The sequence below is a fragment of the Streptomyces sp. NPDC025793 genome, from assembly GCF_055558375.1.
In genome coordinates, this window is sequence record NZ_JBVHMR010000034.1 from 39,193 (window position 1) to 60,796 (window position 21,604).

At 69.9% G+C, this 21,604-nt stretch carries 20 protein-coding genes and 2 pseudogenes; 7 read left to right on the top strand and 15 right to left on the bottom strand.

Going from position 1 to position 21,604, the window contains the following annotated elements; all coding sequences use genetic code 11:
• Positions 1-22: 22 nt before the first annotated feature.
• The 10 genes from ACZ4MF_RS38085 to ACZ4MF_RS38130 form a co-directional block, all read right to left on the bottom strand.
• Positions 23-1,060: a sugar kinase gene (locus ACZ4MF_RS38085; RefSeq protein WP_467497458.1), complete on the bottom strand. Its 1,038-nt coding sequence runs from the start codon at positions 1,058-1,060 to the stop codon at positions 23-25.
• Complete coding sequence (locus ACZ4MF_RS38090) at positions 1,057-1,689, bottom strand: bifunctional 4-hydroxy-2-oxoglutarate aldolase/2-dehydro-3-deoxy-phosphogluconate aldolase (protein ID WP_467497460.1); 633 nt, start codon at positions 1,687-1,689, stop codon at positions 1,057-1,059. The genes ACZ4MF_RS38085 and ACZ4MF_RS38090 overlap by 4 nt, the downstream gene beginning before the upstream one ends.
• Complete coding sequence (locus ACZ4MF_RS38095; protein ID WP_467497462.1) at positions 1,686-2,447, bottom strand: SDR family oxidoreductase; 762 nt, start codon at positions 2,445-2,447, stop codon at positions 1,686-1,688. Before ACZ4MF_RS38095 ends, ACZ4MF_RS38090 begins: the two co-directional genes overlap by 4 nt.
• Entirely contained in the window at positions 2,444-3,487 is a 1,044-nt protein-coding gene (locus tag ACZ4MF_RS38100) for a zinc-dependent alcohol dehydrogenase (protein ID WP_467497464.1), read from the bottom strand. The genes ACZ4MF_RS38095 and ACZ4MF_RS38100 overlap by 4 nt, the downstream gene beginning before the upstream one ends.
• On the bottom strand, positions 3,484-3,921 hold the full coding sequence (locus ACZ4MF_RS38105) for an RbsD/FucU domain-containing protein (RefSeq protein ID WP_467497466.1): 438 nt from the start codon (positions 3,919-3,921) through the stop codon (positions 3,484-3,486). The genes ACZ4MF_RS38100 and ACZ4MF_RS38105 overlap by 4 nt, the downstream gene beginning before the upstream one ends.
• Positions 3,912-4,814, bottom strand: coding sequence for an amidohydrolase family protein (locus ACZ4MF_RS38110; protein ID WP_467497468.1), 903 nt, complete (start codon positions 4,812-4,814; stop codon positions 3,912-3,914). The genes ACZ4MF_RS38105 and ACZ4MF_RS38110 overlap by 10 nt, the downstream gene beginning before the upstream one ends.
• Positions 4,807-6,141: an L-fuconate dehydratase gene (locus ACZ4MF_RS38115; RefSeq protein ID WP_467497470.1), complete on the bottom strand. Its 1,335-nt coding sequence runs from the start codon at positions 6,139-6,141 to the stop codon at positions 4,807-4,809. Before ACZ4MF_RS38115 ends, ACZ4MF_RS38110 begins: the two co-directional genes overlap by 8 nt.
• 96 nt (positions 6,142-6,237) lie before the next feature.
• Positions 6,238-7,281, bottom strand: a complete 1,044-nt coding sequence (locus tag ACZ4MF_RS38120) for an ABC transporter permease (protein ID WP_467497515.1) — start codon at positions 7,279-7,281, stop codon at positions 6,238-6,240.
• Between the two features lie 4 nt (positions 7,282-7,285).
• Positions 7,286-8,848, bottom strand: coding sequence for a sugar ABC transporter ATP-binding protein (locus ACZ4MF_RS38125; RefSeq protein WP_467497471.1), 1,563 nt, complete (start codon positions 8,846-8,848; stop codon positions 7,286-7,288).
• 78 nt (positions 8,849-8,926) lie between these two features.
• Positions 8,927-9,985: a sugar ABC transporter substrate-binding protein gene (locus tag ACZ4MF_RS38130; protein WP_467497473.1), complete on the bottom strand. Its 1,059-nt coding sequence runs from the start codon at positions 9,983-9,985 to the stop codon at positions 8,927-8,929.
• Between the two features lie 432 nt (positions 9,986-10,417).
• On the opposite strand from ACZ4MF_RS38130, the gene ACZ4MF_RS38135 reads away from it, so the two are divergent.
• On the top strand, positions 10,418-12,649 hold the full coding sequence (locus ACZ4MF_RS38135; RefSeq protein WP_467497475.1) for an alpha-L-fucosidase: 2,232 nt from the start codon (positions 10,418-10,420) through the stop codon (positions 12,647-12,649).
• Positions 12,650-12,707: 58 nt separating this feature from the next.
• Positions 12,708-13,361, top strand: coding sequence for a glycoside hydrolase N-terminal domain-containing protein (locus ACZ4MF_RS38140; RefSeq protein ID WP_467497477.1), 654 nt, complete (start codon positions 12,708-12,710; stop codon positions 13,359-13,361).
• A 304-nt stretch (positions 13,362-13,665) separates the two neighbouring features.
• On the opposite strand, the gene ACZ4MF_RS38145 is transcribed toward ACZ4MF_RS38140, so the two are convergent.
• From ACZ4MF_RS38145 to ACZ4MF_RS38160, 4 genes are all read right to left on the bottom strand, one after another.
• Complete coding sequence (locus ACZ4MF_RS38145; protein WP_467497479.1) at positions 13,666-14,160, bottom strand: hypothetical protein; 495 nt, start codon at positions 14,158-14,160, stop codon at positions 13,666-13,668.
• Positions 14,161-15,835: 1,675 nt separating this feature from the next.
• Positions 15,836-16,795, bottom strand: coding sequence for an RNA polymerase subunit sigma-70 (locus ACZ4MF_RS38150; protein WP_467497481.1), 960 nt, complete (start codon positions 16,793-16,795; stop codon positions 15,836-15,838).
• Positions 16,796-16,842: 47 nt separating this feature from the next.
• Positions 16,843-17,583, bottom strand: a complete 741-nt coding sequence (locus ACZ4MF_RS38155) for an SDR family oxidoreductase (protein WP_467497483.1) — start codon at positions 17,581-17,583, stop codon at positions 16,843-16,845.
• Between the two features lie 438 nt (positions 17,584-18,021).
• Positions 18,022-18,321 (bottom strand): hypothetical protein, encoded by a 300-nt coding sequence (locus ACZ4MF_RS38160; protein ID WP_467497485.1) that lies wholly within the window; start codon positions 18,319-18,321, stop codon positions 18,022-18,024.
• 70 nt (positions 18,322-18,391) lie between these two features.
• Here ACZ4MF_RS38160 and ACZ4MF_RS38165 point away from each other — a divergent pair, with 70 nt between their 5' ends.
• From ACZ4MF_RS38165 to ACZ4MF_RS38180, 4 genes are all read left to right on the top strand, one after another.
• Positions 18,392-18,883, top strand: a complete 492-nt coding sequence (locus tag ACZ4MF_RS38165) for a winged helix-turn-helix transcriptional regulator (protein ID WP_467497487.1) — start codon at positions 18,392-18,394, stop codon at positions 18,881-18,883.
• A gap of 70 nt (positions 18,884-18,953) precedes the next feature.
• On the top strand, positions 18,954-19,805 hold the full coding sequence (locus tag ACZ4MF_RS38170) for an alpha/beta fold hydrolase (protein ID WP_467497489.1): 852 nt from the start codon (positions 18,954-18,956) through the stop codon (positions 19,803-19,805).
• A gap of 41 nt (positions 19,806-19,846) precedes the next feature.
• A complete protein-coding gene (locus tag ACZ4MF_RS38175; protein WP_467497491.1) occupies positions 19,847-20,239 on the top strand; it encodes a nuclear transport factor 2 family protein in 393 nt (130 codons plus the stop codon).
• Positions 20,240-20,497: 258 nt separating this feature from the next.
• Positions 20,498-20,923, top strand: coding sequence for a hypothetical protein (locus ACZ4MF_RS38180; protein WP_467497493.1), 426 nt, complete (start codon positions 20,498-20,500; stop codon positions 20,921-20,923).
• Here the strand turns inward: ACZ4MF_RS38180 and ACZ4MF_RS38185 are convergent.
• A pseudogene (locus ACZ4MF_RS38185) lies at positions 20,893-21,351 on the bottom strand (winged helix-turn-helix transcriptional regulator). The gene ACZ4MF_RS38180 and the pseudogene ACZ4MF_RS38185 overlap by 31 nt on opposite strands.
• On the opposite strand from ACZ4MF_RS38185, the pseudogene ACZ4MF_RS38190 reads away from it, so the two are divergent.
• Positions 21,289-21,429 (top strand): annotated as a pseudogene (locus tag ACZ4MF_RS38190) (alpha/beta fold hydrolase); the annotation flags it as partial. The pseudogenes ACZ4MF_RS38185 and ACZ4MF_RS38190 sit on opposite strands and share 63 nt — an antisense overlap.
• Positions 21,430-21,604: the final 175 nt, after the last annotated feature.

Sequence of the window (21,604 nt, forward strand, 5' to 3'; positions counted from 1 at the left end):
GATACGGGCGATGGGGCGCCGGTCAACGTCTGACGTGGGGCGACCCGCCCGCGATGAGCGCCTCGACCTCGGCGAGCGAGGCCATGGAGACGTCTCCGGGCGTGGTCATGGTGAGCGCGCCGTGGGCCGTGCCGTAGGCCAGGGCCCGCTCCAGGCCGGCGTCGTCGAGCAGTCCGTGGATCAGCCCGGCGGCGAAGGCGTCGCCGGAGCCGATGCGGTCCAGGACCTGCAGGCCGGGCATCCGGGGGCCGGCGATGAAGCCGGTTTCGACGGACCAGGCGGCCGAGGACCAGTCGTTGACTCCGGCCGACGGTACGCCGCGCAGGGGCGTCGCCAGTACTCTCGCCGCGGGCAGCAGGTCGGCCACCTCGGCGAGGGCGTCCGCCACTTCGTCGCCCCCGATGCGCGCCTGCCCCGGGTACGTCCCGGCCAGGCCCAGGGCGCCCACGACGACGTCGGCGTGCCGGGCGAGCCGCAGGTCAGCCTCGCGGGCGGCGTCGGCGCCGCCTCGGCCGACCCAGAGGCTGGGACGGTGGTTGGGGTCGTACGAGACGGTGACGCCGTGGCGGCGGGCCGCGGCCATGGCCTCGTCGGCGACGTCCACCGTCGTGTCGGACAAGCCCGCGAAGATGCCGCCGGTGTGGAACCAGCGCACACCGGCCGAGAACACCGCGTCCCAGTCCACGTCGCCCTTGCGTAGCTGGGAGACGGCGGTGTTCGCGCGGTCGCTGACGCCCAGCGCGCCGCGGATGCCGTAGCCGCGTTCGACGAAGTTGAGGCCGTTGCGGGCGGTACGGCCGATGCCGTCGTCGGGCACCCAGCGGATCAGCGAGGTGTCGACGCCGCCCTGGAGGATCAGGTCCTCGACGAGTCGGCCCACCTCGTTGTCGGCGAGGGCGGTCACGACGGCTGTGCGCAGCCCGAAGCAGCGGCGCAGTCCGCGTACCACGTTGTACTCGCCGCCGCCCTCCCAGACCTGGAAGGAGCGGGCGGTGCGGATCCGTCCCTCGCCCGGGTCGAAGCGCAGCATCACCTCGCCGAGGGCCACCACGTCGATCACGTCATGCTCCTCTCCACCGCCTCGGCGGTCAGTCGGCGGATCTGCTCGTAGTCGCCTCGCTCCAGGTGGGTGGCGGTGGCCATCCAGCTGCCGCCGACCGCGAGGACCGCAGGGTCGGCGAGGTAGGCGGCCAGGCGGGACGAGTCGATCCCGCCGGTCGGCACGAAGCGCGTCCCCGGAAAGGGCGCCGCGAGCGCCCGCAGCGTCCGCAGGCCGCCGAGCGGCTCGGCGGGGAAGAGCTTGACGGTGTCGAGGCCCGCCTTCAGGGCGTGCATCAGCTCGGTGGCGGTGGCGATACCGGGCACCACGGGCACCCCCAGGTCGCGGCACTTGGCGACCACCTCCTCGTCGAAGCCGGGACACACCACGAAGCGGGCCCCGGCCGCCACCGCCCGCTCCGCCTGCTCGGGTGTGCGGACCGTGCCGGCGCCGACGGTGAGCCCGCCATGGGCGGCCATCGTCTTGAGCACCTGCTCGGCGTCCGGTGTGCGGAAGGTGACCTCGGCGCACCGGGCCCCGCCCGAGGTGAGCGCGTCGGCGAGTGGGCCGGCTGTGGCCGCGGACGGCACGGTCAGTATGGGCAGGAGACGGGCCCCGGCCAGTGCGGTGGCCGGGTCGGGGCCGCTCATCGGCCGAGCCATCCGCCGTCGACGGGCAGGACGACGCCGTGGATGTAGGCGGCGGCGTCCGAGGCGAGGAACACCGTGGCGCCGGCCAGGTCGTCGGCGTCGCCCCAGCGGCCGGCCGGGATCCGGTCCAGGATCGCCCTGCTGCGCACCGGGTCGTCCTGCAGAGCCTGGGTGTTGTCGGTGGCGATGTAGCCGGGCGCGAGGGCGTTGACGTTCACCCCGTGCGGGGCCCACTCGTTGGCCAGGGCCTTGGTCAGACCGGCGATGCCGTGCTTGGCGGCGGTGTATCCGGGCACGGTGATGCCGCCCTGGAAACTCAGCAGCGACGCCGTGAAGATGACCTTCCCCTCACCGCGGGCCACCATCGACGCGCCGACCGCCCGGGTCAGCGCGAACTGCGCGTTGAGGTTGACCTGCAGCACCAACTCCCAGTCAGCATCGGTGTGTTCGCCAGCCGGGGCACGGCGGATCGTGCCCGCGTTGTTGACCAGGATGTCGACCGGGCGCTCGCGTCCGGCGAGGTCCGCGCCCAGGGCTCGTACGGCGGCGGGGTCGGCGAAGTCGGTCCGGATCGCCTCGAAGGAACGGCCCGCGGCGTGCACGTCCTTCTCCACCGCGCTGCCGGACTCCTCCAGCGCGGCGCTCACCCCGATGACGTCCGCTCCGGCCCCGGCCAGCGCGCGGGCCATGGCCCTGCCGATACCGCGCCGGGCCCCGGTGACGACAGCGAGCCTCCCGGTGAGGTCGAAGGCGGTCATGCGGCCACTCCCTCGGTGCCGTCGGTGCAGTCCACGAGGATCTTCATCACGTCACCGCCGCCCTCCAGGGCCTCGAAGGCGGCCGGCGCCTGCGTGAGGGGGACGACCTTGCTGATGAGGCGCTCGGCCGGGATCGTGCCGTCCGCGACCAGGGTCACCGCGCGCTCGAAGTCACCACGGTCGTACAACCGGGCGCCCACGAGGGTGAGTTCGCGCCAGAAGAAGCGGTGCAGGTTCACCTCGCGGGGGCGGGGGTGGATGGCGACGAGGCAGAGACGGCCGCGTACGCCCAGCACGTCGACGGCCGTTTCCACGCCGCCCGCCGCGCCGGACACCTCGAAGGCGACCTCCGCGCCCGCGTCCTGCGTCCACTCGCCGACCAGGGCGCCGATGTCGTCCGCGGCCGGGTCCCAGACGGTCAGCCCCAACTCCTCGGCCAGCAGCCGACGGTGGGCGCTCGGCTCCACCACCCGCACCTCGGCACCCGCGGCCCGTGCGACCAGCGCGATCAGCACTCCGACCGGCCCGCCACCGACCACCACGGCCTTCTCGCCCTCGGCGACCTTCGCCCGGCCCACGTCGTGCACGGCCACCGCCGTCGGCTCGACGAGCGCGGCCCGGTCCAGGGCGAGGGAGTCCGGCAGCCGGATCAGGGTGGAGACGGGCACCGTCCAGCGCTGCTGCATCGCGCCCGGGGAGTCGATGCCGATGAAGTCCAGGTGCTGGCAGACGTGCTGATGCCCGGCGCGGCAGGCCGGGCAGCTGCCGTCCCAGCGCAGCGGCATCACGGTGACCGCGTCACCGGCCCGCCAGCCCTCCACGCCCGGCCCGACCCGCACGATCCGGCCGGACATCTCGTGCCCCAGAACGGCGGGCGTCCGGACCCGGGCGTCCATGTCGCCGTGGAAGATGTGCAGATCGGTACCGCAGATACCGACGTAGGCGGGAGCCAGCTCCACCTCACCCGGACCGGGGGGCGCACCGATCGCGGGAGCCGTGTCCAGGGTGCGGGCGGAGGTGTAACGGACGGCGAGAGTCATCGTGTCGTCAGGGTCCCTTCAGCGCGTACGCCGATGGTCAGCAGCAGGTTGGCGTAGGTACGGGTGTCGGCGGTGACGATCGCCAGCGCGAGGTCGGGCGAGCGGGCGGCGTCGTAGAACTCGAAGCGGCCGAGCGTGTCGACCGTGAGGGGCGCCAGCATCGCGCGGTACTCGGCGATGGCGGGCGGTTCCGGTTCGCCCTCGGGCGGCACCATGACGTGGGCCGCCTCGACGGGCAGGGCGCGCAGCAGGACGTCGAGGACGGTGGTGACGTCGAGCAGGCCGGGGGCCAGGTTGAGGTGGACGGTCCGGGCGCGCTCGCCGGTGGCGGTGCTCGCGGGGTAGTGGCCGTCCGCGAGCAGGACACGCGATCCGTGGCCGGCTCCGGCCAGGGATTCGAGGATCCCGGGGTGCAGCAGTTCCGTCAGGAGCACGGTGAGCCCTCCTTCGCTGGGGCGGGGGTCAGGTGGTAGAAGGCGGTCGCGGTGCCGGCGAGCACCGCGTGGATCTCGGTGCCGGAGCAGCCGTCCAGGAGTTCCTCGACGGTGGCGGCCCACCGGTTCCATCCGCCGGCGAGGAGGCAGACCGGCCAGTCGGAGCCGAACATCAGCCGGTGGGGGCCGAAGGCGGAGAGCAGGACGTCCCACACGGGGCGGATGTCGCCAATGGTCCACTTGTCGTGGTCGGCCTCTGTGATCAGGCCCGACACCTTGCAGCGGACCTGGGGATGCCTGGCCAGTGCGCGCACCAGCCGGGTCCAGTCGGTGAGATCCTGCCTGGCGAGCGGCGGCTTGCCGGCGTGGTCCAGGACGAGCGGCAGCTCGGGGAGGCGCTCCGCGAGACGGATCGCCTGCGGGAGCTGGTGGCTGCGGATCAGCACGTCGTATCCGATCCCACGCCTGCCGACCGCTGCCAACCCCCTTTCCACGTCCGGTCGTTGGAGCCAGTGTGGATCGGACTCGCCCTGCACGACGTGGCGCAGGGCCCGCAGGTACCGGCCCCCGTGCCCGGTCCGCAGGTCGTCGAGTACGTCGCCGATCGCGGGGGACGTCAGGTCCGCCCAGCCGACCACGGCCCCGATCAGCGGGTCGCTGTCGGCCAGGGCGAGGAGGTCGCGGGTCTCGGGAACGGACGCGATGCACTGGACGACCACCGTGCTCGTCAGTCGTCGTCCGACGATCGGCCGGGTCGCGGATGATCGCAAGGCGTGCGAGCTGAAGCTGCGGCGGATCGGCTCGTGCGCGGGTTCGTCCAGCCAGGGCTGCGGCCGGACCTCCAGGTCCCAGATGTGGTGGTGGGCGTCGACGAGGGCCTGGGCTTCAGACACGTGCGGTCCAGACGGGGCCGTCGGGGTAGGCGTACTCCTTGAGGGACTCGGGGTGCATCTGTGCGCTCAGCCCGGGCAGTGTCGGCGCCAGGTAGTGGCCGTCGACGATGCGCACCGGGTCGACGAAGTGCTCGTGCAGATGGTCGACGTACTCGATGACGCGGTCCTCGACCGTGCCGGAGACCGCGACGTAGTCGAACATCGACAGGTGCTGCACCATCTCGCACAGGCCCACGCCACCCGCGTGCGGGCAGACCGGCACGCCGAACTTCGCGGCGAGCAGCAGGATCGCGATGTTCTCGTTGACACCGCCGACCCGCGCGGAGTCGATCTGCACGATGTCCACCGCGCCGGCCTGGAGGAGCTGCTTGAAGACGACGCGGTTGGCGATGTGCTCGCCGGTGGCGACCTTGATGGGGCTGACGGCCTTGCGCACGGCGGCGTGGCCGAGGATGTCGTCCGGTGAGGTGGGCTCTTCGATCCAGTACGGCTGATAGGGGGCCAGAGCGCGCATCCAGTCGATCGCGGCCTGGACGTCCCATCTCTGGTTGGCGTCCACCGCGATGCGGATGCCATCGCCGACCGCCTCGCGCGCGGTGCGCATGCGCCGTATGTCGTCCTCCAGGTCCGCGCCGACTTTCAGCTTGATCTGGGTGAAGCCGTCGGCGACGGCCTCGCGGGCCAGGCGGGCCAGCTTCTCGTCGGAGTAGCCGAGCCAGCCGGGGGTGGTGGTGTAGGCGGGGTAGCCCTGGTCGAGCAGGCGGCCGATGCGCTGTTCGCGGCCGGGCTGGGCGCGGCGCAGGATCTCCAGGGCCTCCTCGGGAGTGAGGGCGTCGGACAGCCAGCGGAAGTCGACCTGTGCGACCAGGTCCTCGGGTGACATCTCGCCGAGGAAGCGCCACACGGGCTTGTCGGCCCGCTTGGCGGCCAGGTCCCAGGCGGCGTTGACGACCGCGCCGGTCGCCATGTGGATGGCACCCTTCTCCGGGCCCAGCCAGCGCAGTTGCGGATCGTGAACGAGGGACCGGGAGAACGTGCCGAGGTCGGCACAGACTTCGTCGACCGAAAGGCCCACCACGTGCGGGGCGAGAGCGGCGATGGCGGCGGCCTGCACGTCGTTGCCGCGTCCGGTGGTGAAGGCCAGGGCGTGGCCCTCCAGCCCGTCGCCGGCGTCGGTGCGCAGGACGACGTAGGCGGCGGAGTAGTCGGGTTCGGGGTTCATCGCGTCCGACCCGTCGAGGTGCTCTGACGTCGGGAACCGCACGTCCAGCACGTCCAGGGCGGTGATACGGGCAGAGGCCTCAGAAGGGGACAGGGCGGATGACATGGCGGCGACTCCTGTGAGGTGCGGGGGCGATACGGCCCCTTGCGGCGAGACGGGGGTGCGGCGGAGGGTGCCGGGCGGCCTGGAGGGCCGCCGGGCTCACTCCTGGACCTTGCCGCCGGTGATGCGCGAGATGGTCAGGGCGACCAGGATGATCAGGCCGTTGAGGGCGCCGATCCACTGGGCGGGGACACCGGCCAGCGTGAGCACGTTCTGGATCATGAAGAGCAGCAGGATGCCGCTGAACGCCCCGAACATGGTGCCCTTCCCGCCGTTCAGGCTGATCCCGCCGATGACGGCGGCGGCGAAGACGGTGAAGATGTAGCCGTTGCCCTGCGCCGAGGCGACCGAGGCGAGGCGTCCGGAGAGCATCAGTCCGGCGAGGGCGGCGAGGACGCTGCCGGTGACGATGACGATCCACAGCACCCGGTCGGTGCGGATGCCGGCCGCCTTCGCGGCGTCGACGTTGCCACCGATGGCGTACAACGAGCGGCCGAAGCTGGTCCAGCCGAGCACCACGATCGCGACGGCGAACAGCACCAGGCATACCCAGATGGACGCGGGCATCCCGAACCATTCGGCAGTGCCGAGGTAGAGCATCGACGCGGGCAGCTGGAAGAAGGTCTGGCCGCCGGAGATGCCGGTGAGGACGCCGCGCAGGACGATCAGCATGCCGAGGGTGACGATGAAGCCGTTGAGGCCGAAGCGGATGATCAGCAGGGCGTTGATCACGCCGACGAGCGCGCCCACCGCCAGGGTGACGGGAACGGACCACGCGCCGGGCAGCAGTCCGAGTCCGTGGCCCGCGCCGACCGGCACGACCAGCCAGGCCGCGACGCCGGGGGCGAGGCCCATGGTGGACTCCAGCGACAGGTCCATCTTCTTGACGATCAGGATCATCGTCTGGGCGAGGACCAGCAGGGCCATCTCGGACATGGTCTGCAGGACGTTGAGGAGGTTGTCGGCCTGCAGGAAGACCGGGTTGACGATCTGGCCGACGATCGCGATGACCACGATGGCCGGGACCAGCGCGAGGTCGCGCAGCCGGGCCAGGGGTATCCGGCCACCGAGCAGCACGGTCCGACCGGGCGCCGGCTCCGTGCCCTTGGCGGCGGATGTGTCCGCGAGGACGGTTTCAGGCATCGCATCAGGCATGCAGGTCCACTCCTTCCATCGCGGCCACGAGGTCGTGGTCGTGCCAGCCGCGGGCGATCTCCGAGGTCACACGGCCCTGAAACATCACCAGGACCCGGTCGCACATGTGCAGGTCGTCGAGTTCGTCGGAGGCGATGAGCACTCCGGTGCCGGTGGCCGCGGTCTCCTCGACCTTGCCGAGGAGGAACTCCTTGGAGCGCACGTCCACGCCCGCGGTCGGGTTGATCAGAACAAGCAGCCGGGGGTCGTCGGCGAGGGCGCGGGCCAGGACGACCTTCTGCTGGTTGCCTCCCGACAGTGCGGAGACCGGCAGTTCGGGACCGGGAGTCTTGATCGCGAGGTTCTCGATCATGCCCTCGGCGAGCCGGTCCCGGCGGCTGCGGCTGAGGAACCCGCCCTGGCCGAGCCTGCGGGGAACGGACAGGGTGGCGTTGTCCGCGATCGACATGTCGGGAACGAAGCCCTGGTGGTGCCGGTCCTGAGGGACGAACCCGGCACCTGCGGCGAGCGCGGCGGGCACGCTTCCCGGCCGGGGCCGCCTCCCGGCGATCTCCACCTCGCCCGCCGCTGCCGCCCGAAGTCCTACGACGGTCTCGGCGACCTCGGTACGACCGCTGCCGGCGGCACCCGCGAGGCCGACGATCTCACCGGCCTCGATCCGGAAGCTCACGTCGTCGAACGCGTCGCCCCGCAGAGCGCGAACGCTGAGTGCGGCCGTGGCACCGGGGTCGAGGACTCTCGTGTGTTCCTCGCGCCGGCCGGCCGCCGCCTCGCCGGTCATGGCGGCGACGAGGTCGGCGCGGGGAAGGTCCGCGACGGGTGCGGTCACGATGTGCCGGGCGTCGCGGAACACCGTCACCATGTCGCAGATCTCGTAGATCTCCTGGAGATGGTGGCTGATGAACAGGAAGGTCACGCCCTGGCGTTGCAGGTCGTGGATGCGGCCGAAGAGGCGGTTGATGGCCGCCCCGTCGAGCTGGGCGGTCGGCTCGTCGAGGATGATGAACCGGGCCCCGAAGGACAGCGCGCGGGCGATCTCGACGAACTGCCGCTGCTCGACGCTCAGATCACCGGCCGGAGTCCGCGGGTCGACGTCCACCGCCCAGGTCGACAGCAGATCCTGTGCGCGACGACGGGTGGCCTGCCAGCTGATGAGCCGGCTCTGTCCGCGGTCGTGCCGGTTCAGGAAGAGGTTCTCGGCGACGGTCAGTGCGGGGATGATCGTCGACTTCTGGTAGACGCAGGCCACGCGTTGCCGCCAGGCGTCCCGGTCGCTGGGCCGGGGGGCCGGCTCGCCACCGAAGGTCACCCTTCCCTCGTCGGGGGCCTGAAGGCCGGTGAGGACCGACACCAGGGTCGACTTGCCGGCTCCGTTGCGGCCGACCAGCGCGTGGGTCTCGCCGGGCCGGACGGTGATCCTGGCGCCGTTCAGAGCCACCGTCGAACCGAATCGTTTGACTATGCCCGTCGCCTCGACGACGGGCGGGCCCGAGGGGGACCGTCCGCCGTCCGCCTGGGCGGGCGCGGGGGTGACTGCTCGCTCCCCGTCGCTCATCTCAACCTCCTTGTCCTCGTGCGCCGTTGCGTCACTGATGTGGAATCACCGATGCGTCCCGATGAGAAATCAGAGGCATCAGCCGAGGTTGTTGCCCCACAGCGCCTTGTCGTCGCTCTTGACGCTGGGCACGCCGCCGTAGGTGCCTCCGTCGGCGGTGACGAGCGGGGCGGGGAGCTGGTCCTCGAGCACGCCGTCGCGGACCTGGATGATGGTGCTGTCGTGGTCGGTCTTGCCGGGCTTGAACGCCTTCCCGTCGATCGCGGCCTTGACGTAGTACAGGGCGTACTTGGCGTAGAGGTCGGCCGGCTGCGAGACCGTGGCGTCGATCTCGCCCGCGGCGATGGACTTGAGCTCCTCGGGGATGCCGTCGTTGGACACGACGAACACGTGCTTCGTGTCCTTCGGACCCACCAACAGGCCCTTCTGCTTGAGGACTTGGAGCGTGCCGGACAGCGCGAAGCTGGCCTCCATGTAGACGCCCTTGATGTCCGGGTTGGCCGTCAGGTCGGTCTGCAGCTTCTGGGCGGCGACCGCGCCGTCCCAGTTGGTGGCCTCGCCGAACACCTTGATGTCCGGGAAGTTCTTCTTCATGCAGTCGTTGAACGCCTCGGTGCGGTCGCGGCCGTTGATGGAGGAGAGGTCGCCCTCCAGCATGACGACCTTGCCCTTGCCGCCGAGCTTCGCGCCGAGGTACTGGCAGGCTTTCTCGCCATAGGCGCGGTTGTCGGCCCGTACGACCATGTAGACCTTGCCGGTGTCGGGGCGGGTGTCGACGGTGACGACGGGGATCTTCTTCGCCTCCAGCTGCGCGAGGGTGGGCGCGATGGCGGCGGTGTCCTGCGGGGCCATCGCGAGACCCTTGACGCCTTGGCTGATGAACGTCTGTGCGTTGGCGGTGAGTTTGGCGACGTCGTTCTGCGAGTTGGTCGTCTTCAGGTCCAGGCCAAGCTGCTTGCCGTACTGGGGCGTGTACTTGATGTAGGAGTTCCAGAAGTCGGTGTCGGAGCGCGGGTAGTCGACGCCGACCAGCGGCGCGCCGCCGGACCCGGTGCCGGAGCCACTGCTGCAGGCGCTGAGCAACGTCAGGGCGGACAGGACGGATACGGCTGAACACAGGGCGGTTCTGACTCTCATCGGTGCTTCCTCGCGCCGGTCCCGTAGCGGGAGATGTTTCGCCTCGACGACATCTGCGTATCGCCGTGCCGTAAGAGATGGGATGTTTATAGGCGCGCCCTCGCCGCCCTGTCTACCCCACGATCGAATGAGCATCAAAATGTCAGCTCACAGCTCGTCCGAGATTTCGGCCTCGGCACCAAGGTGGCAAGATCCATCCCATCAATACTCGCATCTGACTGATCCAGATCAGCCATGAAGCCCTGACAGACATTCCATGTCTGGTCAGTCGCAAATCGTGTCAGACCATCATCAAGTACAGCCAACTCTCTGGCCGCTCAGCGCTTTTCATCCCTGCACACCCGTTGACATCCCAGGGAGACATGGCCGACCTTCATGCGTAACAAGCGGCGCCCTGTACTCCCCTGCCCCCTCTGCACCAGGGACGTATCCATGTCGAGTTCGATCAACAGACGCCACTTCCTGGCCAGTGCCACCTGCGTCGCCGCGGCGGCCGTTGCCGGAGGCGTGTTCGATGCCGGAATCGCCCGGGCCGCACCCAGCACGTATACGCCCGACTGGAACTCGGTCGACCAGCACCCGCCGGCCCCGGAGTGGTTCCGGGACGCGAAGTTCGGGATCTACTTCCACTGGGGCGTCTTCAGCGTCCCCGCCTACGACAACGAGTGGTACCCGCGCAACATGTACCAGGCGGGCAGCAACGCCAACCAGCACCACATCGCGACCTACGGCCGGCCATCGGCATGGCCGTACCACAACTTCATCAACGGGGCGAAGGACCTGGCGGGCGACTTCGTGAAGTTCGCGCCGAAACTGAAGTCGGCGGGCGGGAAGTTCGACCCCGACGAGTGGGTGCAACTGTTCGTCGACGCCGGCGCCAGGTTCGCCGGCCCGGTCGCCGAGCACCATGACGGCTTCTCCATGTGGGACAGCCAGGTCAACGAGTGGAACTCGGTGAAGAAGGGCCCGGGGCTCGACCTGCTGCGGCTCTTCTCCACGGCCATCCGCGCCAAGGGCCTCAAGCTGCTGGTGGCCATGCACCACGCGTACCACTTCAACGGCTTCTACGAGTTCGTCCCCGCCCAGACCGACCCCAGCCTCAGGAAGCTCTACGGGCAGCTGGGCTCGGCCGCGGAGAACCAGCTCTGGTTCGACAAGCTCAAGGAGGTCATCGACCGCAGCCGGCCCGACATCCTGTGGCAGGACTTCAAGCTGGACGCCGTGGACGAGACGCAGCGCCTGAACTTCCTGGCGTACTACTACAACCAGGCCAACAGCTGGGGCCGTGAGGTCGTCGCCACCTATAAGGACGGCATGAACGGCAAGGGCGAGGTCTTCGACTACGAGCGCGGCGGTCCGGGAGACCTGACCTCCCCGTACTGGCTGACCGACGACAGCATCTCCAGCAGCAGCTGGTGCTACACCCAGGGCATCGGCTACTACACCATCCAGCAGATGCTGCACTCGTTCATCGACCGGGTCAGCAAGAACGGCAACATGCTGCTGAACATCGCGCCGATGGCCGACGGCACCATCCCCCAGACGCAGAAGGACATCCTGCTCGGTATCGGAGACCACCTGAAGCGCTTCGGCGAGTCGGTGTACTCGACCCGCGCCTGGACGGCGTACGGCGAGGGCCCGACGAAGATGGGCGGCGGTGCCTTCACCACCCCGCACGCCGGCACGCCGCAGGACATCCGCTTCACCCGCGACAAGGCAGGCACCGTCCTGTACGCCACCGTCCTCGGGTGGCCGGGCAGCTCGCTGACGATCAAGACGCTCAGCCCGGACCGGATCAACCTCTCGTCGCTGACCTCGGTGAAGCTCCTCGGCACCACCGCCGGCACCTACATCGACCTGCCCGCGCCGGCCCAGAATTCCTCCGGCCTCACGGTCACCCTGCCGTCCTCGGCCCCGTACAACGCCAACGCCTACGTCCTGAAGCTCGCCTTCTCCGGCACGATCCCGGGCCTGCGGCCACTGGCCGGTGCCCTGGCCTCCACGGACGTCAACTACAGCGGCAACTCGGCCGTACTCACCGTCGGCGACTACACCACGGCCGACCTCACCTCGGCCGGGCTGGGCGCGGGCGGCATCACCTCCCTCCGGCCGGCCTCCGGCTACCAGGTCATCGGCTACTCCGGGGACGACTTCACCGGCACCTCCTGGACGTTCACCACCGAGAACCCCGACCTGCGGGTCACCGGCAACAACGACCGGATCGCCTCGCTGAGAGTCCAGTTCAACCCGGCGGCGTACTTCCGGCTCACCAACGCCACCGACGGACTCGCCCTGGACAGCGGCGGCGGCGTGGCCTCCGGGTCCGACCTCAAGCAGTGGACGTGGAACGGCAGCTCCAACCTGCAGTGGCAGGCGGAGGCGGTCGGCGACGGCTACTACCGACTGGTCAACCGGACGAACGGCATGGTCGCCGACGGCTGGGGCGCCACCGACAACGGCTCTCCGGCCCGACAGGCTCCCTGGAACGGCGGTACCAACCAGCAGTGGAAGATCACTTCCCAGGGCGGCGACGCCTACTCGATCGCCAACCGCACCACCGGCCTGGTCCTCGACGGCGGTGGCAACGTCGACTCGGGCTCCGTCGCCAAGCAGTGGGCGTACGGCGGCAGCACCAACCTGCTGTGGACCTTCACGGCCGTCTGATCCCTGTTTCCGCGGCCCCCACCCCACCCGGATTCCGTCCCACGTCGGCCTGGCGGCGGTGGGTGCCCACGACTACGGGTCACCGCTCCACTCCCCCACGACCACGCACCGCCGACCGGACACAGGAGTCCCCTCGACGGACAGCTCCATCGACCGCAGGCGTTTCCTCACCGTGGCCGCACTGACCGCGGGAGCCTCGGCCCTCCCCGGCGGCCTGCTCCCGGGCAGGGCGGTGGCGGCCGTCCCGCCGCAGATCACCCTCCCCGAGCGCGGCATCCACGACACGTCCCCGGCCTTCTCCTGGACCGACGGCTTCCTCACCGGCAACGGCGAATACGGGGACGTGCTGTACGGCGGTCCCGCCTTGGAGAAGGTGGTCTTCAACTATCAGCGGCTGGTGCTCCCGAACGGCACCCGTGTGAACCCGCGGGTGATCTCCGACCGTCTGGAAGGCGCACGCCACAAGGCTCTCGCGGGTGACTACGCGGGGCCAACCGGGACTTCGCCGCGGGCTGGTCGCTGCGCTGGACGCAGGCCTACCCCCCCCGCGCACGAACTGCACATCGACACGCCCGGCAAGACCACGGTCGACGACTACGCGCGGGTCACCGACTTCCGTACCGGGAGGGTGAGTTCGAGCTGGACCGACCAGTTCGGCTACCTGGACCCGGCGGGCGTTCGTCTCCCGGGCCGACAAGGTGATCGTCCATGAGCTGTCACCCGCTCCCGGCCGGACGGTCGACACCACGCTGAACGCCTACACCGCACTCACCGGGATGCCCAGCAGCATTGGCTTCACCATGCGTGCCACCGTCACCGGCGGCTCCGGCTATCTGAATCTGCGCGGCACCTACCCCTCGGGGCAGGTGAACCGGCCTGCCACCCGAGCGAAGACGGGCTCCAACTCCGCAGTCCAGCACCCGACTTCAGTGATCCCCTCCATGACCGGACAACGAGAAGATGCGGCTCAGGACACGATTTCTGACTGGAGTACGGCAGCCATGTCGAGGTCCACCTCATCCGGCCGCCTGCTCACCCTTGACGATGGTGAAGCCGATGCCGCCCAGCTGCGAGGTGAGGTAGCGGCGCAAGGCCGCTGAGGCGCTTCCTGCCTGGCTGGTCCGCAATTCGATGCCGGAATCGTCCGTGGCCGGACCGATCTGGTAGACGGGGAACCCTGCAATCGTCGGACGATTGTGCGCCATCAGGCCGCGAACGGCCGCGTGTAGTGTCCGCTCGGAGTAGCGGCAAGGAAAGATGTCGAGCCGGTTGAGGTCGACGGTCGGGTGGGCGCGTTTGGCCGCCTGCGCGAGCAGCCTCCCGCGTGCCGCGTCCGTGACACACAGCGCCACCCGCCCCTGGGTGTAGCCGTCGATCACCGTGCCGAAAATATCCGAGTACTCGGAGTTGAACTCCTCATCGCCGACGGCCTGCGCAAGTGCCTGTGCCTGCACCGTGTCGGCAGAAGTACCACTGCCCGCAGCGGGTGAGGCCGCGCTCTGGCCCTGCACGCCATTCGGGCAGGATGCGGGCACCCTGCCGCTCGCGCTTCTGCTGCTGGCCGAGGACACCGACGTGGCGCCGACAGACGGACTCTGCGGCGCCGCCGAGTTCCCCGGCGATGACCCGGCACACGCCGCAGTGGCAGCCAACATCCCCGAACAGAGCGTCAGAGCAACGGCACGCCGCATGGTTCCTTCTTCCTCCGTAGTTCCACCAAGCACAGCCGCTCCCCACCAGCACCGAAACGCCGCGACACGATGGCGCGGAGTGTAGCGAGTCGGGAGTGGCTCAGGGCCGCCGCGAGGACCCGCGGTCCCGTGCTGTCAGCCGGGGGCCGCCGGACGGTTTGTCCGTCCTCCGACGCGCACGGCCCCGCCGACGCGCGCGGAACACCAGCGGCGCCCGAACCCTCGCCCGCCGCCTGGGACCTGTCCCACCCACTTCCTTCTTCCTGCTGTGAGGCGTGGACTCGGGGGGCACAGAAGGGACGTCGACCTCCCGAGCATCGCAGGGCCACCGTGGTGACCTGCGGGTTTGCGGGCGGATACGGAAGTGGGTGCGGACGGTTGTCGGCCGGGTTGTCGGCGTGGACGTGGGCGGCGCGGAACGGATGGCGCTGGGCGTGCTGCCGCGGTGCCGGATGGCCACCACCGAGCAGATGCACCGGGTGATCACCCCCCTCGGTGCGCATCGAGCAGGCCAGGCGCAGGTTGGCCAGGCTGCGTGCCGAGGGGCTGGTCGACCGCATCACCCTGCCGCGGGCCGGACAGACCCGAGCGTGCTTCCCCCACCCGAACAGCCTGCAACTCGCCTGTAAGCGGCCGGAGATGCGCGGGCAACGGCCCTCCAGGACCGTGTCCGACCCGACCGCCGTGCGGCTGAAGGCCGGGCCACACGCTGACCGCGCCCGAGGACCCCGCCGGTGCCGAGGACCGCGGTGTCAGGGCCGGTCGATCTGCGCGGCGGCCTCCTCCAGGTCGGCGACGGAATTGCCGCCGTGCCGATGGGCGTTGGGGCATCCCTGCCGGTTCCGTCCGACTCGGGCTCGGACATCGCCGAGCACACGCGGCACCTGATCTCCATGGCACTGCATTGGGGGATGCCGGTCACCGGGCTACTCCCCTTCCCCCTCAGGCTGATGACCGTGCTCCCGCGCATGCTCGACACGCAGGGACGGGCTGGGGATCACCGTCAACTGCGTCGGGCCCAGGACCACTTCATCCTGCCGTCCGAACTGGACACCGATGCTTCAGAGCTGCCGGCCTGCGCCCAGAAGGCCGCCGGCACCGTCCTGGGGCACCGCCGTACACGAGAAGGACTTGATCGGCCACCAGCACAACGACCTGGCCCTCACCCCCGCTCCACAAGCCCTCCGGCACACGCCGAGCCCGCCTCGACACGATCAGGCAGGGAATCGACCGCCGGGTCGCCGCACTGGAGGAATACGCGGACAAAGACGCCGAGGCAGACAAGTGCTACACAGAAGGGGAGCAAGCCCGACAGCTCGCGGCGGGCGACGATGACGTGCTCACCCTGCTCGCCGCCACCGCCACGGACGACCTCGCCGTGGCCGAGATACAGGGAATGACCACACAGGCACGCGCCGTCGCCGGAGCCCTGCACAACGCGGTCGACGCAGCGGGGCGAACGCCGCCGCGGGTTCCGGGAACCCACAGGCGCGCGTCAGTTCGTTTCGAGGCAGTCGGTGAAGGCCGCGACCAGGGACGGGTCGTTGAAGGCGGTGATCCGGGCGATGTGGTCCGCGCGCAGGGTCAGGACCTGGATGCCGTAGGGCTCATACCGCCCGCCGCCCGCGTGTGTGTGGACGACGAGGGCCGGCTGACCGTTGGCGCGGGTGGGGGCCATCCGCCACCCGCCCGGGCGCAGGACCCGGTCGGACAGGAAGCCGATGACGGCCTGGCGGCCGGTGAACCAGGTCGGGGTCGGGGGCATCTCCAGCTCGACGTCGACGCGCAGCAGATGCACCAGCGCGTCGGGGTCGGCGCGGGTGAAGGCGTCGACATAGTCGTCGAGGAGGCCGCGCTGGGTCTCCTCGGCTGGCTCGGCCAGGTCGTCGGCGACCGGTCCGGCATCGGCCAGGCGGGCCCGGGCGCGGCGGAGCGCGCTGTCCACAGCAGCAGCCGTGGTGTCCAGGATCTCGGCCACCTCGGCCGTCCGGAACCCGAGCACGTCGCGCAACGTCAGCACGGCGCGCTGGCGGGCTGACAGGAGCTGGAGTGCGGCGATGAATGCGAGGCGTACCCCCGTCCGCGTGGCCACGATCGCCGCCGGGTCACCGGCGCCGAACCGTGTGTCCGGCGCCGGCTGGAGCCAGGGCACTGTGGGCTCGCGGGGAGCCACCGCCACACGGTGATCGTCCGACGGCGCGCCCAGTCCCGATGGCAGTGGCCGCCGGGACCTCGTTTCCAAGGCCGTCAGGCAGGCCATGGTGGCGATCTTGTACAGCCACCGCCGCACCGAGGAACGGCCTTCGAAGCCGTCGAACGCGCGCCACGCCCGCAGATAGGTCTCCTGGACGAGGTCTTCGGCGTCGTGGATCGAGCCGAGGAGCCGGTAGCAGTGCGCGAGCAGTTCCGGCCGGAACTGCTCGGCCAGAGCGTTGAACTCGGCGTTCGACGGCATCGTGGGTTCTCCTCGGAGTAGCGGCGGGGGCCGCCGTAAGAGATGGATCAGTCGATCGGGTTCAGCCCGGCGCCGCGGACCCGGTACTCCGGGCCGCTGTCCGGGGCCCCGGCGAGCTCCACCACGGCCGTGCCGATCTGTTCCAGGGTGAGGATTGGCTGCCGCCCTTCGATGAAGGTCTCACGGTCGACGCCTGCACGCGCGGCGTAGCCCGTGACCCCGGCATCGCCCACCCCGCCGACCGGAGTCATGTCCGGCAGGAGCGTGATGAACCGAATGCCCAGCCCGGCCCGCTGCGACTCCTCGGCGCCGTACTGGCGCAGGTACCGGATGGCGGCCTTGGCGCTGGCGTATCCGCCGCTGAGCGGGGAGCCGCCCAGCGCGGCTCCGCTGGACATCGAGATCACGGCGCTGCCGGGAGCCAGCGGCGCTCGCAGGGCAGCCCCCGTCCAGGCGAAGACGTGCCGCGTGTCGACCTCCCAATTGCGGCTGAAGGTCTCCCAGCTCTGCTCATGCACGGGCGCCATGTGGGGCGTTGCCCCGGCGTTGAGTACGAGCAGACCGGGCCGGTGGGTACGGATCACCTCCTCGGCGAGGGCTTCGGCGGTGGCATCGGCGGCGAGGGGCGTGAACGCCGGGCCGAGCTCGTCGCGTACGCCGCCCAGTTCCTGTTCGTTGCGGGCGATACCCGTGACACGGGTGCCACGGGCCACGAGCGCGGCGGCGATCGCGCGCCCGAAGCCGCGGCTCGCACCGGTGACGACGGCGGTCTGGAGGTGATCTGGCATCGGAGGCTCCACATGCTGGTCGGGTTCGGTCGCCAATAAAGACCAGCGGGAGGACGGAAAACCGTCGCCCCAGCGGGGGAATCTTGAGTCGACGCGTACGGCACACCTCCCGCACCGTCCTCGAACCGGATGCCGCCCGAACGGCCCGGACGCCGGTGACATGACTGCGGGCCTGGGGGGTGGCGCGCAGGTGAGGGCGTTCCTGAGGCTCGCAACGTGCCGCGGGATACGGGCTCATCGAGGTTGCCCATGTGCAGGGCGTCGACGTGCCTGAAGACGGAGAGGCAGGCGCCGCATCGGTGCTGTCGAACGTCCTGAGCATGCCGACTCGCTCACCAACGTCGGCTGCCTGCCGAAGCAGTACACAAGTGCTGTCAATTCCCGGATTTTGGTCCAACTTCTGTGGTGCGCCAACTCGCCTGACTGGCTGACGAAGTTTCACCTGGAGGCCGACGGCTTCGGGGTGGCCACGGTGCCCGCCGCCATCGGGCCGGTGCTGCCGCCCGGGGTGATCCTGCTGCGGGTGGAGGGCTCGCCCTCAGAGGTCGGCCGGCTGCATCCGGTCCGGCTGCCGGGGCGGCCGACGGCGGCGATGGCGGCGTCGGCCGTACGGTGCGGGATCAGTTCGCCTCCCCGCCCGCGGTGCGGTAGCCCGTGCGGTAGGCGGACTCCTGGGGTCGCGTACTTCACGGCGACTTCACTGCAGGCGATGGTCGGGCTGGACGTCGCCGAGTCCACGGACCCACTCCAGAGGATACCTCGGTATCATGTTAATACTAGTCTTGGATCCATACCAGGAGGAGTCCCTGTGGCGGACAAAGCACGGCCGGTCGTCTTCCAGCATGGGCAAGCGTTCCTGGCGGCCGTCTCGGAACGCTGGAACTACCAGATCCTGCGTGAGGTCTTCTTCGGCGTCCACCGGTTCGGCGAACTCAAGCGCGGGCTGGGCATCTCGGCGACGATGCTCACGGCGCGGCTGAACCACCTCACCGAGTTGGGCCTGCTGGAGAAGCGCGCGTATCGGGAGGACAAGCCCTGGTACGAGTACCGGCTGACCGGGGGTGCGCGGGAGTTGGTGGTGCCGGCCATCGTGGCGGTCACCCGCTGGGCGGAGAGCCGTGCCGACGGCGAGGCGGTGCCGGCACGGCCCCTGCTGCACACCTCCTGCGGATACGAGACTGAGCCCTATCTCGCCTGCAGTCAGTGTCACCAGCCCATCGAAGCGGCCGATTTGCAGCCGCTCCCGGCGAAGGTGGGAGTGAGCACAGAGGAGGTGGCAGAGGAAACCGGCCTCAAGTAGTCATCATTTGCTACTACTTGCAGTACGCTACCAGTACCGGCTCTACTCGAACCTCGGGTGAGGAGTGACCATGTCACGGACGGACTGGCTCAACGACGTCGCCGAGAAGCTGATACCGACATCCCTCGGCCTGATGAACGTGCGGGTGGGCGGTCGGACCGACGGCCCGGCCATGGTCTTCTGGCCGAGCCTGATGATGGACGGCACCATGTGGCGCTTCCAGTACGAGCACTTCGCCCCCACGCACCACGTGGTGCTCGTCGACAGCCCCGGACACGGCAAGTCCGACGCGCTACGGCGGATCATCGACCTCAAGGAATGCGCCGACGGGCTGGTCGAGGTCCTGGACGCGCTCGGCATCGACAGGTGTGTGCTGGTGGGCAACAGTTGGGGCGGCATGCTGGCCGGGGTGTTCCCCGCGTATCATCCGGAGCGCACCGCCGCCGCCGTCGGCATCAACTGCACCGCCTCGCTGCCCACGACGTTCGAGAGCGTCTGGGCGACCGGACTGGCCGCCTATCTCGCGGTGCACGCGCGAATGCCACGACTGGCCGCCAGGGCCGCGCGCTCGGCGTTCGCCGGACCGACCGCAGCGGCCGAGAACGCCGAGTTCCTGGAGTACATCGACGTCGTGCTGGACAACGACCCCAAGTCCGTGGCGTGGGCGCTCCGCAGCATCCTCATCGGGCGCAGGGATGAGCACCGGCTGCTGGCGACCACTCCCGTCGGCATCCCTGTCCTGGTCATCGCCGGCGAGGAGGACAGCCAGTTCCCCGTCCACGCGGTCCGGAGGATGGCCGACGCCATCAAGGGCAGCACCTTCCGCGTGCTGCCGCGCACCGGCCACCTGGCCGCGCGGGAGAACCCGGACGAGGTCAACGCGGCGATCGACGCCTTCCTCGCAGCCCGTCACGTCGCCTGACCCGACGGCGACGCCGGAGGATCAGAGAAAGGAGAAGGACGATGACGCACCGTGCCACTCCCGCTCCTGTGCCGAGTTGGGTCGGACAGCTCATGCGCGAGATCGACACCCTCGATTTCGGCGAGGGTTTCGCCCGGACGACCGACGACACCGAGATGTTCTTCGGCACCGCCCACGTGGTAGGTGCCGAGGCCATCAAAGCGTTCTTCGTCAAGATCGATGAGCCGCTGCACATCGCTCACACCGTCCTGGAGTGCTGGGACACTCCCGACGGGGTCCTGTTCCTGCGCGGGGAGGCCACCATGGCGAAGAAGACCGACCCGGACACCACCGTACGGGCTCCCTTCATGCACCTGTACCGCCTTGACGACAGCGGAAGGATCCGCACCATCCACATCACCGCCGGCCCGCTGCACACCGACGCCGTGATGTGAGACGCGCGGAGGATCGAGCCGGCGGCCCGCGCGGGGCCGGCCCCGCAGTTGACGCACCGTCCGGGTAGGAGTCTTCCAGCTCTGCGACGGGTCACGGGTCGAGTACCGACTCACCGCTCTGGGCCGGTCCTTGCTGACGCTCGTCGACACCGTCGGCGCATGGGGGGGATCTCCCAGCGGCTCCGCAGGCGGCGGAACCAGTGCAGGTGGGCGAACGCCCGCTCCATGACTCGGCGTTGGGTGCCCAGACCCGGAGCCGTGCTGGGCACCCCGGCGGACGATCAGCCGCTTCACGCCGATATCCCAGTCCATGTGGCGGCATCTGAGCTGGGTGACATCGTTGCGGTTGCCGCCGGTCAGGGTGGCGGCGAGCGGGATGCCGGTGGCGTCGGTGATCAGGACTTCGTGTCCCGTCTTCCGTTCGGCCAGGTGGCGCGAGCAGGTCATGCCCGAGCCGAAGCCGACTTCCTGCGGCAGATGCTCCCTGGGGATCCCGGTGTGGAGGATGAACAGGCTGCCTTGGAACACGAGCCCGTCCGGATGCCGGTTGTGTCCCGGTGCCTGGTCCGACGCTCGACCTTGGGCAGCAGCGGCGAAGTCCTCCTCCGGCGTCGACCTGACAAAGCGATGGGGTGTCAGGGCGGCAACACGGGCTACTTCGAGCGCCCCAGCGACCAGCACTGAACGCAGAACCGGCCTGCCTGCCCCTCATCGGCCTCCTGGTCGGCGGGTTCGTCGGCGCGGTCGATCTCGGCCATGTGCTCCTCCGCTCAGGTCCGCCGCTCCGCAAGCGCGGCTTCCGGGGACAGCCCGAGTCCGGTGAGTCGGTAGAAAGCCCATGGCGGCACGGCCGGTTCGACACGGGGCGACACCAGCCCGTCGCGGGTCAGGCTTCGCAGCGTCACGGACAGCATCTTCGGCGAGACGCCGGGCATCCGGCGTCTCGGCTCCGCGAGGCGCACCTCGTCCGGTGCGGCATCGGCGAGCGTCCTGACGGCCATGGACGTCCCCTTCGTACCGATGCGGTCCAGCAACTGCCACGTCGGGCCATGGGGATCGAACAGATCGCCGGGGACGGACCTGCGGATCTCCTGCTGCACGGCTTCCCGCACACCTGGCGACGCTGGAGCGGCATCACGGGCCGATTGGCCGGGCGGTACCGGGCCATCGCCCCGGACCTTGCATCATTCCGGTCGGAACTCATCAATTCCCCTGGATGCAATGTGTTCGTATGGCGACTATCGGTGTCAGGTGTCGTCCCAGATTGACCGCTCTGACTCACCCGGCCCCTAAGGAGCGGGCACCGCAGAGCTGCCCGCGTGAGGCCTTGGACAGTTGCACGCCCGGGATCGGAAAGCCGACCCC